Origin of the sequence: Duganella radicis, assembly GCF_009720825.1 — a bacterium.
Classification (GTDB): Bacteria; Pseudomonadota; Gammaproteobacteria; order Burkholderiales; family Burkholderiaceae_D; genus Rugamonas; species Rugamonas radicis.
Map to the genome: position 1 here is coordinate 17314 of NZ_WNKY01000048.1, position 16205 is coordinate 33518.

Genomic DNA, 16205 nt, shown 5'->3' on the forward strand with positions numbered 1-16205 from the left:
TACAACGTTATCGCCGCATCCAGGGACGGACGCGGCGAAGTGGGCACTTACAAAGCGCCGTAATCAATGGTCAGCGGCGCGTGGTCGGAGAATTTCTCGTCCTTGTAGATGGCCACGCTGGTGGCCTTGGCGGCGATGCCCGGGGTGGCGACGTGGTAATCGATGCGCCAGCCCACGTTCTTCGCATAGGCCTGGCCGCGGTTGCTCCACCAGGTGTATTGCTCCTCGCGCGGGTCGAGGCCGCGGTGGACGTCGACGTAGCCCACTTCGTCGAAGATGCGGGTCATCCATTCGCGCTCTTCCGGCAGGAAGCCGGAATTCTTCTTGTTGCCCTTCCAGTTCTTGAGGTCGATTTCCTTGTGGGCGATGTTCCAGTCGCCGCAGATCACCACTTCGCGGCCTTCGGCGTGCAGCGCTTGCAGGTGCGGCAGGAACAGGTCCATAAAGCGGAACTTGGCTTCCTGGCGTTCCGGGCCGGACGAGCCGGACGGGCAGTACACCGAAATCACGGTCAGATTGCCGAAATCGCAGCGCACGTAGCGGCCTTCGGCGTCAAACTCGGGCGAGCCGAAGCCGATCACCACGCGGTCCGGTTCGATCTTGCTGTAGACGCCGGTGCCGGAATAGCCTTTTTTCTCGGCGTAGTGGAAGTGGCCGTGGTAGCCGCCCGGGTTGAGGAATTCCGGCGTCATGTCCGGCGCTTGCGCCTTGAGTTCCTGCACACAGACGAAGTCGGCATCCTGCTTGGCCAGCCAGGTGAAGAAGCCCTTGGAGGCGGCGGAGCGGATGCCATTCAGGTTGGCGGAGATGATTTTTGGCATAGAAGATTCAGGGCAGAAAATACGGAATGCGCTAGTGTAGCGGTAAAATACCGGCACTTTAAAGAAATGAGGCATCATGATGGGTCAAACAACTTCGTTACGCCAAGAATTTATCCAGTTTTCGGTCCAGAGCGGCGTGCTGCGCTTCGGCGAGTTCACCACCAAGGCTGGTCGCCAGTCCCCGTACTTCTTCAACGCCGGCCTGTTCCATGACGGCGCCACGCTGGCGCAGGTGGCGCAGTTCTACGCGCAAACCCTGCTGGATTCCGGCGTGCAGTTCGACATGCTGTTCGGCCCGGCCTACAAGGGCATCACGCTGGCCTCGGCCACCGCTGTGGCGCTGGCCGGCAAGGGCCGCAACACCTCGTTCGCCTTCAACCGCAAGGAAGCCAAGGACCACGGCGAAGGCGGCACCATCGTCGGCGCCAAGCTGCAAGGCAAGGTCGTCATCATCGACGACGTGATCTCGGCCGGCACCTCGGTGCGCGAATCGGTGGAAATGATCCGCGCCGCCGGCGCCGAGCCATGCGCCGTGCTGATCGCGCTGGACCGCATGGAACGCGGCGGCAAGGATGGCCAGATCTCCGACCTGTCGGCGGTGCAGGAAGTGACCCAGAAATACGGCATCCCGGTAATTTCCATCGGCAACCTGGACGATCTGTTCGGCTTCCTGAATGGCGCCGGCGCCGATCCACAACTGGCACAATACAAGGACGCGGTGGCCGCTTACCGCGCGCGCTACGGCATTGTCTAATTAGCCATCTTGCTAGACTTTGAAATTTCTATGGTGTAACCTTCTTGATAGCAGGAGACCAACAAAAGGCAGACCATGAATATCGCAACACTCAAGGTACACGGCGACGATGAAGGCCTGGCAGACATCCGTGATGGCCTGCCGACCGAACCGCATGGCGACTGGCAGAAGGGCGACGTCAAGCCCGATGGCCGTGTGCGCATCGATTCCGGTTTTTACGTGGCCATCGGTACCGAACAGAACCCGACCGAGTTGCTGAAGCAAATCCGCTTCTACCTTGGCGAATGCAAGGCGCGCGGCATCCACTTCGAACGCTCGGACGTGGACGCCGAACTGCGCATCTCCTTCCCGTGCGAACAGGGCGCGTCGACGCCGACGCTGGACCTGTCGCTGTCTGACATGACCATGCTGGTCGAGATGGGCATCAATCTGAGCATCACCGCTTGATGCGGTTTTCCGAAGACCGCCTCACCACCTTTGCCGCAGCGTGGGGCGTGCAGCGGCGCGTCCACGTGTGGGCGCCGGAAACACCGCGCGCGGTCATCCTCGCCATTCACGGCGGCATGGCGCATGGCGGCGACTACGTCACGCCGGCGCTGTACTTCCGCCAGCGCGGCATCGCTACCGTGGCCTACGACTTGTGCGGCCATCAGGATGCACGCCGCGTCGACGTCCCCGGGTTTAACGTCTTCCTCGATGACAGCCTGCTGTTCCTGCAATGGGTGAAGCAGCAGTATCCGGGCTTGCCGATTTATGTGATGGGCCATTCGATGGGCGCGCTGATCGCGACCCATCTGGCGCTCGGCCACTTCGCCGGCGAGACCGCGATCAAGGGCTATATCCTGTCTTCGCCGTACTACGTGAATGCGATCAAGGTATCGCCGGTGCTGCTGGCGCTGGCCGGCGTGCTGGGCGCACTGGTCCCGCGCATGAAGGTGCCGCTGGAATCGCTGACGCACCAGCTCACGCACGACAGCAGCATCACCGCCCGCCATTACGACGATGAGCGTGACGGCATCCGCGCCACCGAAATCACGGTCCGCTTCGGCAACGCGCTGACTGGCGCGCAGCAAGGCCTGGCCGCGCGCATGCCGTCGTGGACCCAGCCGCTGTTTGCCGTGGTGGCCGGCGACGACAAGCTGGCCGACGCCAATGCGGCCGAGGCGATGTTGAAGTCAGTGCCCTCGTCGCTGCTGACCTGCCATCGCTATCCGCAAAACTTCCATGAAAACTTCAACGAGCTGAATCGCGAAGAAATCTTCGCCGACATCCTCGCGTGGATGGCGCGCTAATCCGGTTTTCACGACGCTTATCCGGCGTGCCGCGCGCTTGTCGCAGCGTTCACACGGCGTGCGCTTGCAGGTGCACAGTAGCGCTCATGACATCCCGTCATACTCTTGGAGATAACATGAAAACGAAAATCTTGAGCGTCGTGCTGCTGGCGGCGGCCCTGTGCGGTTCGGTCCATGCCGCCCGGGTCGAAGGATGGATACTTTCCGGCGCGCGTGCCGGTTCTTATGAAATCGGCGAAGATGCCGGCGAGAGCCGCAGCAACAAGATGTCGCGCTTTATCCGCTACACCGGCGGCGACGCCTCGTCCTTTGGCACCTTGATGCAGCAAATCTCGGCCAAGAACTATCAGGGCAAGCGCGTACGCTTTCAGGCCATAGTCAAGACGCGCGATGTCAGCAGCTGGGCCGGTTTGTGGATGAGCGCATTGCGTTCGCGCGATGAACGCCCGGATGCGTTCTACAACAGCCAGGACAAGCCCATTGCCGGCACCACCGACTGGCAACTGCGCAGCGTCACGCTGGACATTCCTGAAGATGCGACCGTGCTGAACTTCGGCGTGATTAATGCCGGCAAAGGACAGGTGTGGATAGACGAGCTGTCGCTGGAGGTGGTCGGCAAGGATGTGCCGGTGGACGTCATGCCGGGCCGCTCTGTACCAGCGGAGGCGCCGACGCTATGAGGCCGCTGCACGTCATCGCCGCCGCGCTGGCCGCCACTTCCTTGTGGGTGGTGGCGGCGGAATCGGTCGGCAAGCTGCCGCCGCCGTGGTTTGTCTCGGGCGACCACGCCACGTCCTACGTGGCCGGGATCGACAACGTGGAAACCATCAGCGGCAAGGGCGCCAAGTTCCTGCGCTATGCGCAGGGCGAGGACAAGGGATTCGGCTCGCTGGTGCAGGTGATTTCGGCGCAGCGCTACCTCGGCCAACGGGTGCGCTTCCGCGCCATGATCAAGACGCGCGATGTCAGCAACTGGGCCGGCCTGTGGATGCAGGTGCAGGCGCAGAAGCGGCCCAACGGCGCGTTCTACAACAGCAGCGACCAGCCGATCAAGGGCAGCACTGCGTGGCAGGTGCGCAGCGTGACGCTGGACGTGCCGGAAGATGGCACCACCATCTCCTTCGGCGTGATCAACTCCGGCAGTGGCCAGGTGTGGATCGATGAACTGTCGTTTGATGTGGTGGACAAGAGCGTGCCGGTGGACGTGATGCCGGCTTCGCGCCTGCCGGAGAAGCCGGTTCTATGATGACGCTGGCGCCATGGCGTGAAGTCCGCAGCGGCGGCCGCAACGGCATCGGCGCAGACAGCGGCGATGGTGGCGGCGGCGCCGGCACCGGCACCGGCACCGGCACCGGCACCGACGGTAGCAGCGGCAGCGATGGCTTCGGCGGCGTCGGCACCGGTATTGGCATTGGCGGCGCGCCGGCCGCGTTTAGGCGCGTGGCCGCATGCTCGCCACGCCAGTGGGCGCTGAGCGCAGCGGTGATCGCCGCCGGCGCGTTGATAGCGCTTGAGTTGCGCGCCTACACCTGGCTGGCGCTGTTCACCGCCTTGCTGCTGCCACTGGGCGCGCTCGCCGCCTTGCTGTTGCTGATGCAGCGCCGAGCCATCGCGCGCAGCTGGCCTGCGTTGTGGGCCGGGCTGCTGGCGCTGGCGCCCGCCGGCGTGACGGCGGCCGGTTGGATCTATGTGGTGGGCTTGTCGTGGATAGGTATCGCACCACTGAACGAAGCGCAGGTGATGGCGGTGGAAGCGCTGCTCATGCTGACGCTGTTTGTGCTGCCGCTATGGATGGCGCAACACCGCGCGCGCACCCTGCACATCGCCCAGTTGTCGCAGGCGGCGTTGGCGGCGGACCTGAAAGCCTTGCAGGCGCAGATCGAACCGCACTTCCTGTACAACACCCTGGCCAACACCCGCTATCTGGTGCGCCACGATCCCGAGCGCGCCAGCGGCATGCTGGACCGCCTGATCGCGTATTTGCGCAGCGCCTTGCCGGACCTGCGCAACCCCATGTCCACACTGGGCCGCGAATGCGAACTCGCCGCGCATTACCTGGAGCTGATGGCCATGCGCTACGGCGAGCGCCTCAGCATCGAGGTAGCGTGCGACGAAGAACTGCACGATCTGGCCTTGCCGCCGCTGATGCTGATGCCGCTGGTGGAGAACGCCGTGCAGCACGGCGTCGAACCGCATGCCGGCGCGGTGACGGTGTCAGTCTCCGCGCGCCGCGAAGGTGATAGGGTGTTGGTTACTGTACGCGACAATGGCGCAGGCATCGGCAACACGGTGCTGGGCAGCGGCGTCGGGTTGCGCAACGTGCGACAGCGGCTGGAGGTGTTGTACGGCAGCGCTGCCAGCCTGAGTTTGCGCATCGGCCCCGATGGCTGGACCGTCGCTGAACTGAACCTGCCGTTTTCCCGTCTGGAGCCCGCATGACCCACGTTCCCCGCATCCTGATCGCAGACGACGAACCGCTGCTACGCGCCGAACTGGAAGCGGCGCTGGCCGCTCTCTGGCCGGAAGCGCAACTGGTGGCTTCGGCCGGCGATGGCATCGAGGCGCTGCGCCTGGCGCGCGAGCTGGAGCCGGACATCGCCTTCCTCGACATCCGCATGCCGGGCCTGAACGGGCTGGAAGTGGCGCGCACTTTCGGTTCGCGCACGCACGTGGTATTTGTGACGGCGTATCAGGAGCACGCGCTGGCGGCCTTTGACGAAGGCGCCATCGACTATCTGCTTAAGCCACTCGACACGGCACGCCTGGCGCGCGCCATCGAACGCCTGCGCAACCGCATCGGCACGCCGCCGCCCGATCTGGCGCGGCTGGTGCAGCAACTGGCGCCGAAGAAGGCACCCGCATGGCTACAGGCCAGCGTGGGCAATACCATCCACTTCATCGATTTGAATGAGGTGATCTACTTCGGTTCGGAGCTCAAGTACACACGCGTCGTTACCGACCAGATGGAGGCGCATATCCGCACACCCTTGAAGGAGCTGGCGGGGGAACTGGAGGATGCCGGTTTCTGGCAAATCCATCGCGGCTTCCTGGTGGCGGTCAAGCGCATCGCCGCCGTGAACCGGGATGCGGATGGTGCGTTGTGGCTTAGCCTGCGCGGCCACGCATCGCGCCTGCCGGTAAGCCAGCGCTTCCAGCATCGCTTCAAGGGCATGTAGCGACTATAGCGTAATCGTGAAGCGCGCGCCACCCAGTGGGGAGTCATCAATGGCAATGGCGCCGCCGTGCAGGCGGATCGCCTTGGCGCTGATGGCCAGTCCCAGTCCGTAGCCGCCGGCTGCGTGATCCTGTTCGCGCGTCAGCCGGTGGAATGGTTCGAATACCTGCTCGCGCGCCTCTGGTGGAATGCCGGGACCATCGTCTTCAATCACAATGATCAGCTGCGTGCCGCGCGCGGCCGACAGCGCAATGCGTGATCGCGCGTACTTGGCGGCGTTGCCGAGCAGGTTGTTGATGGCGCGCGCCAACAGGCGCGGGTCACCTTGCAGTTCGCCCAGGTCGCCGGCGATGTCGGCAATGAAATGCTGAGTGCCGGGCGGCGTGCATGTTCGCAGCAGCGGCTCCAACGCAAATGGCTTGCGCTGCATGTCCTGCGCGTGGTCGAGCTGCGTCAGGCTGAGTAGTTCGTCCACCAGTGTTTTCAGCTCGCCGAGATCCATTTCCATTGCCTCAAGGCGCTTGCACAGCGCCGCATCGTCGTCGGCGTGGCGCTCGCGCAGCAGCTCCATGCCGAACTCCAGCCGCGCGATCGGCGTACGCAATTCATGCGATACCGAATGCAGCAGGTGCTTGCGCGCCTCCAGCAGCGCACCGATGCGCCCGGCCATGTCGTTGATGCGGCCCGCCAGTGGCGCGATGCCGGTGCCGCCAGCCACGCTGGCGCGCGCCGACAAGTCGCCGCTGCCGAAATCGTCCGCCATCTGTGACAGCGCCTGAATGTCGCGCCAGTGCACGCGCGCCCACCAGCCTATCGGCACCAGCAGGAACAGCGCGATCATGACAAAGCGGATCACCTCCATGCCCAGCGCTTCGCTGATGTCGATCGGCAGGCGCTGGGCGTGGATGACGTCGTCTTCGCTGCCGATGTACCGTGCGCCTTCGATGTCAACCCGGCGGTAGAAAGCCTTGCCCGCTACGTCGATCACAACCTCGCCGTGCAACAGCGCGTCACGCTGGCCGGAGGGCAGGGCTACCAGCGCCGCTTGCAACGGTAACAGCTCCAGTGTGATATTGGAGACTTCACGTACTTTGTTCAGGCGCGGCAGCCATTCGTCGGCGGGCGCCTGATCGATGTATTGCTCCAGCAGGAAGATCTGGCCGGCGGCTTGGCGGCGCGCGATCTGCTCCAGCGGGTCGCCGGACAGCAGGCGGAAGCACAGGTAGATGGCGCCGCTGGCGAACGTCATCGCCAGCACCACCAGCAGCGCAAAGCGTCTGAAGATGCGGTTCATTCCCACGCCGAGGGGCTGAACAGATAACCTTCGCCCCACACCGTCTTGATACGTTCCGTGCCGCCATCGCCGAACTTGCGGCGCAGGCGCGAGATGCAATTGTCGATGCTGCGATCCAGTCCGTCGAATTCAATGCCGCGCATTTTTACCAGAATGTCGTTGCGCGACATGACCTTGCCGGAGGCATCGGCAAGGATGAGGAACAGTTTGAATTCAGTGCTGTTCATCGGCACCTCCTGCGTGCGCCAGTAGACTGCCCGGTTTTCGCGCGAGATGCGCAACTGACCGATGACGATATCGCTACTGGCCGCGCTGCTGCCGCGCCGCTGCAATGCGCGCAGGCGGGCCAGCAATACGCGTGGCTGTACCGGCTTGTTAACGTAATCATCGGCGCCTTGTTCAAGGCCGGAGACTTCGTCGAAGCTGTCTTCGCGCGCGGTGAGGATGAGTATAGGCACGGCACTCAGCTGGCGCAGTTGACGGCACACTACCAGACCGTCGGTGCCGGGCAGCGTCAGGTCGAGGATGACGATATCGGGTTGCGTGTCGCGGAAGCGGTCCAGCGCAAGGTCGCCACGGCCAACCACGTCGACCCGGTAGTCGTAGCAGTCCAGGTACTCCTTGACCAGCGCGGCCAGCCGCGTATCGTCCTCCACCAGCATCACACGCTGCATCGCATCTCCTGTTTTGGACTGTTATTGTAGTGGAGCGCGCGACAGAAGTGGTGTTTTCGACAATCAGGTACATCCGCGTACACTTTTTATACAAATGCGGCCTACAAATTGCGGACAATTCTGCGACAGATAACGGCGGATTCCGGCGTGGCGTCTTCTTACCATGGAGGCTCTTACATCAACCGGAATCCGACATGAACAAATTTGTGTGCAGCACCCTGATCGCTCTTGCCGTCTGCTCGCTGGTGCGCGCCGAGGATATGTATATTGGCGCTGGTCTCAGCTCGTTCGGCAAAGGACATCTCAAGTATACCGAAGACGGCGTCACCACCGATCGCTACTCCAGCAAGCGCGATCCGGCGTTGACCGTTTTCGCGGGCTATGCCCTGTCGCCGTCGTGGGCGCTGGAGGCGGGCTATCGCGGCATCGGCGACGAGAAAGCGTTTGAGCTGTCGCAGGGCTACCAGTTGAAGACACGTACGCACATGGGCTACTTCGCTGCGCGAAACACGTGGCGCCTGGACGAGGACTGGTCGCTGTACGGAAAGGCAGGCGTGGCGCAGGGGCGTTTCAAGGTCGGCATAGACGGCAAGGACGCGCCAGCGTCGGAGACGGTGAAGAAGAACGGCCTGTACCTCGGCTTCGGCGCGGCTTACGCCGTCAGCAAGGATGTGTCGCTGCTACTGGAACTGGAACACACGGACAAACTAAAACAGCAAGGACTGACCATATCGATGGACCGCGTTTCGCTCGGTGTGCGCGTCGGTTTTTAAGGAAGACATGAACAAGCTACTGCCTCTTATCCTGTTGCCGCTGTGCGGCGTGGCTGCCGCCGACGACGGCAACGTACCGATGATGCCGGACGGTAGCCGGGATATGTATGTGGGTGTAGCGCTGTCGACCAGCGGCGCCGCGGCGGCCGGCGAGAATCGCCCGGTATCGCTGCGGCCCCTGTTGCAGGTCGAGTGGAGCAATGGCGTTTTCCTGTCGGCCAGCGGCGTGGCAGGCATGAATCTGTCGCCTGTCGCCGGCGTGGAATATGGGCCGCTGCTGGCCGCCAGTAATTCACGCAGCCCGGATGATAACCGCCGCCTGCGTGGCTCGCATACCATCGACGGCACGCTGGATGCGGGCGGCTATTTCAATTACTACCTCGGCGACGATGCGCGGGTCACATCGCGCCTGATCTACGACACCAGCGCACACGGCCTGCGCTGCGATGTGGGCGTGCAGAAGAGCTGGAGCAGCCTGGCGCCACACCACACCTTTTCGTTGTCGGCAGGGGTATCGCTGGCCGATGCTTCCGTGATGCGCGAGCGCTACGAAGTCTCACGCGCAGCCGGCGGGCCGCGCGACTACACGCCGTCGGGCGGCGTCGCTGAGCTTAACGCGGGCGCCAACTGGAACTGGGCCTTGAGCAGCAAGTGGCTGCTGACCAGCGGCGCCAGCGTCACGCGGTTGGGTGGGCAAGCCGCCGCCAGCCCTGTGGTGGAGCGGCGCGGTTTCCTCACCGTATACAGCGGTCTGGCTTACCGCTTCTGACGATGCGCGCCGCACTCCTGCTCTGCTTCGCCTTGCTGCCGGCGGTCGCCTGCGCGCAGGAAGATGGCGACTGGATCGCCTATCGCGATGCATATCGCCAGATGATCTGGTTTGAAAAATACGGCAAGCCTAAGCAGTTCCTGCAAAACCACTTTCGCCTGCGGCCGCGCGACGCCAGCGTGAACATGGAAGGGCTGCGCCTGACCCTCAACGGCAAAGCCACGCAAGTGTCGCTGGCGCTTGATGCGCTGGGCCGCGCGGTGCTGCCGCTCTCCAAGGCCGCCTATGACGACAACGCGGAATTGCGGATCAACCGCAAGCCGGGGCAGATCAAGGCCGGACCATGGGTATCGATTGTCACGCGGCCGGACGGCGTCTATCCGGCGACCGATCTGCGCACAGCGTGTGAGCAGTTACTGGCCTACTTGCGTTATAGCGGTGAGGCGGGCGGCAAGCAGTGCATCGGTGTGCAGTTCATCTACATGAAGAGCGATACGGCGCAGGTGCGGTTCCATGCGAAGGAAGGCGCGGCGACGACGCTGGCAGCGAAAGAGGGGCCAGCCTTTGCAGGCGATGCGGCCCAGGGATTTCGGGTGTACGTCTATCGTTTCGCGGCGTGGCCGGAGGCGGGACAGATCATCACCGGCAGCACGCCGCTGGCGATCGGCGCACTGCTTGAGTAAGCGCGCCGATACAATACGAAACAAAAATGATATCGTTTATGGCCTGTTCGTCATGATTCGGTCATAAAAAAAACACATCATTCCGGCTTCCTTAACCTCAGGTAGCCAGAAATGAAAAAAATTATTAGCGCAGCCCTCCTGCTGGCAGCATTCGCCTCCGCGCATGCTGAAAACTTCAACTTCTCCTACGCTTTCGAAGACGGCCAGGCCATCACTGGTTCGCTGTCCGGCCATCTGGTCGGCGATCTGCTGGATGGCGTGTCGAATGTTCACATCAACTTCAATGGCAACGACTACACCGGTGCGCTGGTGGGTGCCTCGTGGGATGCGTCCACGCATGACTGGAACAGCGCCGCCGGCGCGGTGATCTCCACCAACGCCGCCAAGAACAACTTCATCTTTGCCGACGCCGATCCGCAGCACGCGGTCGGCAGCATCAATAACTACTTCTACTTCGTCAACAGCAACGACGCCAGCATCGGCAACCAGGCTTTCGCCGTGAACTACAACACCGGCGACGTCGCCTTCGACCAGCCGACCCAGAACGCCACCTGGTCGCTGGTGGCCGCGCCGGTACCGGAACCGAGCAGCATCGCCATGCTGGCCGCAGGTCTGGGTGTGGTCGGTGCAATCGCCCGTCGCCGCAAGCAGGCTTGATCTCCTTACTCTCTGACGAAACGGAATCCCCATGTTGAAAACCTCCCTGATTGCCAGCGCCGTGATGGTGTTGTGCGCGCCGGCGTTTGCCGCCACGACCCCGGTGACGATCCGCGGCGTGGTGTCCGGCACCGAGTTCACGCCGCCGGTCATCTCCAACTCGCCGGGTGCCAGCGCGCCGTCCAAGACCGCCGCCTCGCTGTACCAGTCGGCCAAGGTGTGCGTCGACGCCAACGACAACGGCGTGTGCGACACCGGTGAAACCGGCGTATTGACCAAGGCCGACGGCAGCTTCCTGCTGGCCACCCGCACGCCAGGGCCGCTGGTGGCGGAAATCTCGACCTCCTCGCTGAACAACGGCAAAGCCGTCACCCAGCGCATGGTGCTGCGCGCGCCAGCCGACCAGGTTTCGGCAGCGTTGATCAATCCACTGGTGCCGGCCAGGATCGCCATCTCGCCGCTGACCACCGAAATCGCCCGCATGATGGACGATGACCGCATCAGCTTCGAGTCGGCCAAGAACAGCCTGGCCACGCGTCTGAACGTCAGCGCCGACACGGTGCTGAGCGACACCACCGGTGCCAATGCGGACGTGCTGAAAGAATCGGTGCTGCTGTCCAGCCGCTTCGCCTTCGCCGCCAAAATGGTGGACCGCCGCGATGTATCGCCCGCCGCACTGGCAGCCGATCCTACCGCCACCGGCCCGGCCATCACCATGAAGGAAGCGCAGCTGGCCGTGATGAACCTGGAAGGCATTCCGCGCTACGACCACGTGTTCCTGATCGTGTTGGAAAACAAGGCCACGTCGTCGATCAAGAACTCGGTGTACGCACCGCGCATCAACGCCTATCTGAACGCTGGCAACCAGTTCACCAGCTACTACTCGACCGGCAATCCGTCCGAGCCTAACCGCCTGGCCATCGCCTCCGGTGACGACTTCGGCATCACCGACGACAGTGCCTTCAACTGCTACCCAAGCGGCACCACGGCCGCCAACGCGATTGAAGACTTGCCGCTGCCGCCGGGCGTGAGCGCCTGCACCAACGCCACCAACCACAATATCAAGGGCAAGCAGAATCTGTTCACCGCGCTGACCAGCAAGGGCATGAGCTGGCGCGTGTACAGCGAGTCCAAGAATCCGGGCGCCGATTGGCGCAAGGATGGTACCGCCGACACCACCATCGTGGCACCGGATTATTTGTACACCGCCGACGAGCCAGTGGGCGCAATCGGCACGCCAGGCCTGCAAGTACGCCTGGCCGGCGCGCTGTACGCGGCCAAGCACAATGGCAGCGTGTTCTTCCAGAACGTGCGCAGCTCGCCGGAGTTCCTGGCAAATAACCGCACCATGGGCGGCGGCCAGTGGGACGATGCCTTGAAAGCCATCGCACCGGCAGGCTGGAACATCGACCAATTCGGCGACGATCTTGCCAGCGGCGACGTCGGCCAGTTGAACATCCTGGAACCGGACCAGTGCGACGACATGCACGGCGTGACGCTGGTGGGCACCATGCCAGGCAGCACCAGCACCAGCACCAAGGCGGCCAGCGATTGCGCGGGCAGTGCGCTGATCTACCGTGGCGACAAGTACACCGATTATCTGATCAAGAAGATCCAGGCTTCGCCGCTGTGGAACAACCCGCAGAAGCGCGTCGCCATCGTGATGATGTTCGACGAAGGCACGGCCACCAGCGGTTTCAACTCTTGCTGCGGCTGGAACACCAGCGGCACCCCGCTGGCGCTGGGTCCCCTGGTGAAGAATGCCGATGGCACGGTGTCGAATGAAGTCATCACCAACTACAAGCAGGGCAACAAGGGCCACGGAACTTCGACCTTCGGCGTGTTGAACAACCAGCCTGCCGCACCCAAGGGCGTGGTGGACAGCGATGCGTACAGCCACATCTCACTGGTGCGCACCTTGCAGGACATGTTCCAGTTGGCCGACCCTGCGGATGACTGGTCGTACATGAACCGTTCGAAGTACACGCAGAAATTCATCGCGGCGAACATCCTGAACCTGCCGGAATACGCAGGCAGCGCCGACGCGCACTTCGATGCGGTGCGTCCGATGAATCACGCTTATGTGATCCCGGATGGCTACGTGCAGAAGAATGGCTACCCGACCATCAAGCAAGTCGGTCGTGATGCCGATCAGCGTAACGGATGGGCGCTCAAGTAAGATGAAATCAGCACTGATGATGGTGCTGATCGCGGCGACGGCGCAAGCCGCCGCCGTGCCGGTGGCGACGCCCTTGAGCGCCGCCGCCGAAATCGGCAAGCAGATGTTTTTCGATAAGTCGCTGTCCGGGTCCGGCAAGCTGGCGTGCGCCACCTGCCACGATCCGGCGCATGCGCATGCACCACCGAATAACTTATCCGTGCAGCTGGGCGGTGCGAAGATGACGACCGCCGGGGTGCGCGCCGTGCCCTCGCTGCGCTACCAGGAATACACGCCGCCGTATGCGGACATGCTGGACAACCCGGACGGCATCAGCACGCCGGGGCCGGGTGGCGGTTACACGCAGGATGGCCGCGCCGCCACGCTGGCCGAGCAGGCGCGCATACCGCTGCTGGCGAAGCACGAAATGGCCAACAAGAGCGTTGCCGATGTGGTCCGCAAGATCAAGGCGTCTTCTTACGCCGATCAATTCCGCAAGACGTTTGGCGCCGATGCCTTCGCCGACAACAAGCAAGCCTTCCGGCACGCGCTGGAGGCGTTGCAGGCGTATCAGCTGGAGGACAACAGCTTCCATCCTTACAGCAGCAAGTACGATCTCTACTCCAGCAACAAGATCGGCGGCGATCTGACGGCGGCCGAGATGCGTGGCTTCGCCGTCTACAGCGATCCAAACAAAGGCAACTGCTTCGCGTGTCATTACAACGGCGCGGGACTGGGCGGCAGCGTCAAGATGTTCACCGACTACACCTATGCGGCGATCGGCGTACCGCGCAACAAGGACATACCGGCCAATCGCAACGCCAAGTACAGCGACCTTGGGATCTGCGATCGCCCGGACCATCCGCGTCCGGCGAGCGCGCAATACTGCGGCATGTTCAAGACGCCGACCCTGCGCAACGTCGCCACGCGCTCGGTGTTCTTCCACAACGGTGCGTTGAAATCCTTGAAGGACGTGATCCGCTTCTACAACACGCGCGATACGGAGCCGGAGCGCTGGTATCCGACCGTCAAAGGCGTGGTCCGGAAATTCAACGACCTGCCGGCGCGCTATCGCGACAACCTCGATAAGCAAATGCCGCTGGACGGCCGCGCACGCGGCAGCACGCCTGCCATGACCGAGCAGGAGATGCAGGATCTGGAAGCCTTTCTCAATACATTGACCGATGCGGATTTGGTGAAGAAATGAATAAAGCATGGACCGCCGCTGCACTGGCGGCAGCATTGGCGAGCGCCGGCCTGGCGCACGCGGCGCAGCAACCCGACAAAGCGATGGCTGCAGGCCTCAGCAAATACCTGGCGCAAAACGGCGACGTCTGCGTCGGCAAATTCGACTGGCCGATCGACGTGGCGCCCGGCGACGCCGAAGCCGGCAGCCGCGATGCGATCCAGCTGCCGGTACTGGCCAAACTGGGATTGGTGAACGCCGAAAGCGGCATGACCACGCGCGGCGAACAGCAAGTCCCGGTGGAGCGCTACTCGCTGACCGAAGCCGGCAAAAAATTCTACGTCAAGCGCGACACCACCACCGTCTCGCCGACCGGCGAAAAAATCACCCGCACGGGCGACTTCTGCGTCGGCAAACTGAGTGTGGCGAAGCTGGTATCGTGGGACGAAGCCACCGGCACCGCCAGCTACACCTACAAATTCGCCGCCGCGCCGTGGATGAAGGAGCCCTCAGCGCAGCAAGTCTTCCCCATGATCGCCTACATCATGAAAGGCGAAGGCCAACTCCAGATGAAACAACGCCTCCGCCTCGACCACGGCCGCTGGATCGGCGTGCGGGATTAAGGGCGCATACTTAGCCTTCTAGATCGCCAGACCGGGGAAGTAATGCGGTCGACGGCATTCATCCCATCAGCGCCGGTTTCCTCCCCGATTTGCGGGCATTCGTCGCATGGGGAAAACATGCGCACCACGGTCGTTAGAATGGATGCAACACCTCCAAGGTGCACACCGTCGTCGAAGATCACATCACCATCTCAAATACAGTATGCGAAAACTCTACAGCATCGCGCCATTGGCTGCCCTCGCAGCGCACAACATCGCACATGGCGCCGACTTCAACATAATCGCGCAGGTCGCGGACGGCGGTGGCGCCATCGTCGTGACGCTCGGATTGTCGATTCTGTTCCTCGCCGTCACGATCGAGCGCCTGGTCAATTTCCGCGCCCTGCACGTTGTGCCCGACGGGTTGATTGAGCGCGTCAAACCGCTGTGGGCGGCGCAGGAATTCGTCAAGTTGCAGCAACTACTGACCGACCATGATAGCACCCTGGCCCGCGTGATCGCCTACGTGGTCGCGCATCGGCACCTCGGATACGCCATCGTCAACAGCGGCGCCGGCGAAATCGCCTCGATCGAATTGCGCCACCATCAGCAAAAAGCCTATGCGCTGGCGATCGTGGCGACGGTAGCGCCTATCGTGGGCCTGCTTGGTACCGTGATAGGCATGATTGAAGCGTTCCATATGATTGCGTTCTCCGAGGGCATGGGCAATCCCGCCTTGCTGGCGGGAGGCATATCGAAGGCGTTGATCAATACTGCTTGCGGCCTGTGTGTTGCACTGCCCGCCTTGGCCATGCACCACTTCTTCAAAAATCGCCAGGCGTTTTTCGGCTTGGCGCTGGAAAAAAAGATCAACAGTCTGATCCACGAATGGTTCCTGGGGACAAACGTGCCGCCGCAATCTTTACATGTGGTGTCCCATGCGAATTAAATTGGGTGAGGAGGAACAGCCGGAAATCGGTCTGATTGCGCTGATCGACTGCATTTTCTTCTTGCTGATGTTCTTCATGGTGGCGACCTCGTTCAAGCAGCCAACCAATCAAAAAAAGCAGGGCGAATTGCCGATTTCCCTCCCTGCCTCTCAGGTGAGTCTTGAGCCGGATGAGGCCGGGGCGGCGCCGCTCGTCATTGGCGTAGACAAAAGCGGACAGTTGTTTCTCGACGGCGCGCCCGTGTCGACCCAGATTCTGCATGGCCGTCTCAAGCGCGAAGCGGCGGCCAATCCCGGGCGGCGGGTACGTATTGATGGCGACCAGTTGGCCAGGTATCAGGACATTGTGCACGTGCTTGATTTGTGCCAGTTCGAGCGGCTGACCAATATCTCCATGCACACGCGTGGCGCGCGATGA

19 protein-coding genes are annotated in these 16205 nt (G+C 62.6%); 16 read left to right on the forward strand and 3 right to left on the reverse strand.

The features are described 5' to 3' along the window. Nucleotides 1-47 precede the first annotated feature (47 nt). Complete coding sequence (locus tag GM676_RS26490) at nucleotides 48-821, reverse strand: exodeoxyribonuclease III (RefSeq protein ID WP_155467202.1); 774 nt, start codon at nucleotides 819-821, stop codon at nucleotides 48-50. Nucleotides 822-897: 76 nt separating this feature from the next. On the opposite strand from GM676_RS26490, the gene pyrE reads away from it, so the two are divergent. The 7 genes from pyrE (at nucleotide 898) to GM676_RS26525 (ending at nucleotide 6043) form a co-directional block, all read left to right on the forward strand. Then, on the forward strand, nucleotides 898-1575 hold the full coding sequence (gene pyrE / locus GM676_RS26495) for an orotate phosphoribosyltransferase (RefSeq protein WP_229262878.1): 678 nt from the start codon (nucleotides 898-900) through the stop codon (nucleotides 1573-1575). Nucleotides 1576-1650: 75 nt separating this feature from the next. Next, nucleotides 1651-2022 (forward strand): hypothetical protein, encoded by a 372-nt coding sequence (locus tag GM676_RS26500; RefSeq protein ID WP_155467203.1) that lies wholly within the window; start codon nucleotides 1651-1653, stop codon nucleotides 2020-2022. Then, nucleotides 2022-2867, forward strand: coding sequence for an alpha/beta fold hydrolase (locus GM676_RS26505; protein WP_155467233.1), 846 nt, complete (start codon nucleotides 2022-2024; stop codon nucleotides 2865-2867). Before GM676_RS26500 ends, GM676_RS26505 begins: the two co-directional genes overlap by 1 nt. 116 nt (nucleotides 2868-2983) lie before the next feature. Beyond that, nucleotides 2984-3547 carry a transcriptional regulator gene (locus tag GM676_RS26510; RefSeq protein ID WP_155467204.1) on the forward strand — a complete coding sequence of 188 codons (564 nt, stop codon included), beginning with the start codon at nucleotides 2984-2986 and terminating at the stop codon, nucleotides 3545-3547. Continuing rightward, nucleotides 3544-4113: a transcriptional regulator gene (locus GM676_RS26515; protein WP_155467205.1), complete on the forward strand. Its 570-nt coding sequence runs from the start codon at nucleotides 3544-3546 to the stop codon at nucleotides 4111-4113. Before GM676_RS26510 ends, GM676_RS26515 begins: the two co-directional genes overlap by 4 nt. Then, the gene (locus GM676_RS26520) at nucleotides 4110-5306 is read left to right on the forward strand and encodes a sensor histidine kinase (RefSeq protein ID WP_155467206.1); all 1197 of its coding nucleotides are present in this window, start codon (nucleotides 4110-4112) and stop codon (nucleotides 5304-5306) included. The genes GM676_RS26515 and GM676_RS26520 overlap by 4 nt, the downstream gene beginning before the upstream one ends. Next, on the forward strand, nucleotides 5303-6043 hold the full coding sequence (locus tag GM676_RS26525) for a LytR/AlgR family response regulator transcription factor (protein WP_155467207.1): 741 nt from the start codon (nucleotides 5303-5305) through the stop codon (nucleotides 6041-6043). Before GM676_RS26520 ends, GM676_RS26525 begins: the two co-directional genes overlap by 4 nt. A 3-nt stretch (nucleotides 6044-6046) precedes the next feature. On the opposite strand, the gene GM676_RS26530 is transcribed toward GM676_RS26525, so the two are convergent. Together GM676_RS26530 and GM676_RS26535 are read right to left on the reverse strand one after the other, a co-directional pair. Beyond that, nucleotides 6047-7336: an ATP-binding protein gene (locus tag GM676_RS26530; RefSeq protein ID WP_155467208.1), complete on the reverse strand. Its 1290-nt coding sequence runs from the start codon at nucleotides 7334-7336 to the stop codon at nucleotides 6047-6049. Next, a complete protein-coding gene (locus GM676_RS26535; protein ID WP_155467209.1) occupies nucleotides 7333-8010 on the reverse strand; it encodes a response regulator in 678 nt (225 codons plus the stop codon). Before GM676_RS26535 ends, GM676_RS26530 begins: the two co-directional genes overlap by 4 nt. 194 nt (nucleotides 8011-8204) lie before the next feature. On the opposite strand from GM676_RS26535, the gene GM676_RS26540 reads away from it, so the two are divergent. The 9 genes from GM676_RS26540 (at nucleotide 8205) to GM676_RS26580 (ending at nucleotide 16205) form a co-directional block, all read left to right on the forward strand. After that, nucleotides 8205-8783 carry a porin family protein gene (locus GM676_RS26540; protein WP_155467210.1) on the forward strand — a complete coding sequence of 193 codons (579 nt, stop codon included), beginning with the start codon at nucleotides 8205-8207 and terminating at the stop codon, nucleotides 8781-8783. Nucleotides 8784-8790: 7 nt separating this feature from the next. Continuing rightward, nucleotides 8791-9552, forward strand: a complete 762-nt coding sequence (locus GM676_RS26545; RefSeq protein ID WP_155467211.1) for a MipA/OmpV family protein — start codon at nucleotides 8791-8793, stop codon at nucleotides 9550-9552. A gap of 2 nt (nucleotides 9553-9554) precedes the next feature. Beyond that, entirely contained in the window at nucleotides 9555-10235 is a 681-nt protein-coding gene (locus GM676_RS26550; RefSeq protein WP_155467212.1) for a hypothetical protein, read from the forward strand. A 111-nt stretch (nucleotides 10236-10346) separates the two neighbouring features. Further along, nucleotides 10347-10892 carry a PEP-CTERM sorting domain-containing protein gene (locus GM676_RS26555; protein ID WP_155467213.1) on the forward strand — a complete coding sequence of 182 codons (546 nt, stop codon included), beginning with the start codon at nucleotides 10347-10349 and terminating at the stop codon, nucleotides 10890-10892. Nucleotides 10893-10923: 31 nt separating this feature from the next. Next, the gene (locus tag GM676_RS26560) at nucleotides 10924-13071 is read left to right on the forward strand and encodes an alkaline phosphatase family protein (protein WP_155467214.1); all 2148 of its coding nucleotides are present in this window, start codon (nucleotides 10924-10926) and stop codon (nucleotides 13069-13071) included. A gap of 1 nt (nucleotide 13072) precedes the next feature. Further along, nucleotides 13073-14257 carry a cytochrome-c peroxidase gene (locus tag GM676_RS26565; protein WP_229262879.1) on the forward strand — a complete coding sequence of 395 codons (1185 nt, stop codon included), beginning with the start codon at nucleotides 13073-13075 and terminating at the stop codon, nucleotides 14255-14257. Beyond that, nucleotides 14254-14859, forward strand: coding sequence for an SEN1982 family lipoprotein (locus GM676_RS26570; RefSeq protein ID WP_155467216.1), 606 nt, complete (start codon nucleotides 14254-14256; stop codon nucleotides 14857-14859). The genes GM676_RS26565 and GM676_RS26570 overlap by 4 nt, the downstream gene beginning before the upstream one ends. 202 nt (nucleotides 14860-15061) lie before the next feature. After that, a complete protein-coding gene (locus tag GM676_RS26575; RefSeq protein ID WP_170304364.1) occupies nucleotides 15062-15787 on the forward strand; it encodes a MotA/TolQ/ExbB proton channel family protein in 726 nt (241 codons plus the stop codon). Next, entirely contained in the window at nucleotides 15777-16205 is a 429-nt protein-coding gene (locus GM676_RS26580) for an ExbD/TolR family protein (RefSeq protein WP_170304365.1), read from the forward strand. Before GM676_RS26575 ends, GM676_RS26580 begins: the two co-directional genes overlap by 11 nt.

What these genes read in the sequence shown, in the direction of transcription:
- GM676_RS26505 (WP_155467233.1), top strand. Translation starts at nt 2,022, where the DNA reads ATGCGGTTTTCCGAAGACCGCCTCACCACCTTTGCCGCAGCGTGGGGC.
- GM676_RS26560 (WP_155467214.1), top strand. Translation starts at nt 10,924, where the DNA reads ATGTTGAAAACCTCCCTGATTGCCAGCGCCGTGATGGTGTTGTGCGCG.
- GM676_RS26525 (WP_155467207.1), top strand. Translation starts at nt 5,303, where the DNA reads ATGACCCACGTTCCCCGCATCCTGATCGCAGACGACGAACCGCTGCTA.
- GM676_RS26555 (WP_155467213.1), top strand. Translation starts at nt 10,347, where the DNA reads ATGAAAAAAATTATTAGCGCAGCCCTCCTGCTGGCAGCATTCGCCTCC.
- GM676_RS26515 (WP_155467205.1), top strand. Translation starts at nt 3,544, where the DNA reads ATGAGGCCGCTGCACGTCATCGCCGCCGCGCTGGCCGCCACTTCCTTG.
- GM676_RS26565 (WP_229262879.1), top strand. Translation starts at nt 13,073, where the DNA reads ATGAAATCAGCACTGATGATGGTGCTGATCGCGGCGACGGCGCAAGCC.
- pyrE (WP_229262878.1), top strand. Translation starts at nt 898, where the DNA reads ATGATGGGTCAAACAACTTCGTTACGCCAAGAATTTATCCAGTTTTCG.
- GM676_RS26520 (WP_155467206.1), top strand. Translation starts at nt 4,110, where the DNA reads ATGATGACGCTGGCGCCATGGCGTGAAGTCCGCAGCGGCGGCCGCAAC.
- GM676_RS26535 (WP_155467209.1), bottom strand. Translation starts at nt 8,010, where the DNA reads ATGCAGCGTGTGATGCTGGTGGAGGACGATACGCGGCTGGCCGCGCTG.
- GM676_RS26530 (WP_155467208.1), bottom strand. Translation starts at nt 7,336, where the DNA reads ATGAACCGCATCTTCAGACGCTTTGCGCTGCTGGTGGTGCTGGCGATG.
- GM676_RS26510 (WP_155467204.1), top strand. Translation starts at nt 2,984, where the DNA reads ATGAAAACGAAAATCTTGAGCGTCGTGCTGCTGGCGGCGGCCCTGTGC.
- GM676_RS26540 (WP_155467210.1), top strand. Translation starts at nt 8,205, where the DNA reads ATGAACAAATTTGTGTGCAGCACCCTGATCGCTCTTGCCGTCTGCTCG.
- GM676_RS26500 (WP_155467203.1), top strand. Translation starts at nt 1,651, where the DNA reads ATGAATATCGCAACACTCAAGGTACACGGCGACGATGAAGGCCTGGCA.
- GM676_RS26575 (WP_170304364.1), top strand. Translation starts at nt 15,062, where the DNA reads ATGCGAAAACTCTACAGCATCGCGCCATTGGCTGCCCTCGCAGCGCAC.
- GM676_RS26580 (WP_170304365.1), top strand. Translation starts at nt 15,777, where the DNA reads ATGCGAATTAAATTGGGTGAGGAGGAACAGCCGGAAATCGGTCTGATT.
- GM676_RS26570 (WP_155467216.1), top strand. Translation starts at nt 14,254, where the DNA reads ATGAATAAAGCATGGACCGCCGCTGCACTGGCGGCAGCATTGGCGAGC.
- GM676_RS26550 (WP_155467212.1), top strand. Translation starts at nt 9,555, where the DNA reads ATGCGCGCCGCACTCCTGCTCTGCTTCGCCTTGCTGCCGGCGGTCGCC.
- GM676_RS26545 (WP_155467211.1), top strand. Translation starts at nt 8,791, where the DNA reads ATGAACAAGCTACTGCCTCTTATCCTGTTGCCGCTGTGCGGCGTGGCT.
- GM676_RS26490 (WP_155467202.1), bottom strand. Translation starts at nt 821, where the DNA reads ATGCCAAAAATCATCTCCGCCAACCTGAATGGCATCCGCTCCGCCGCC.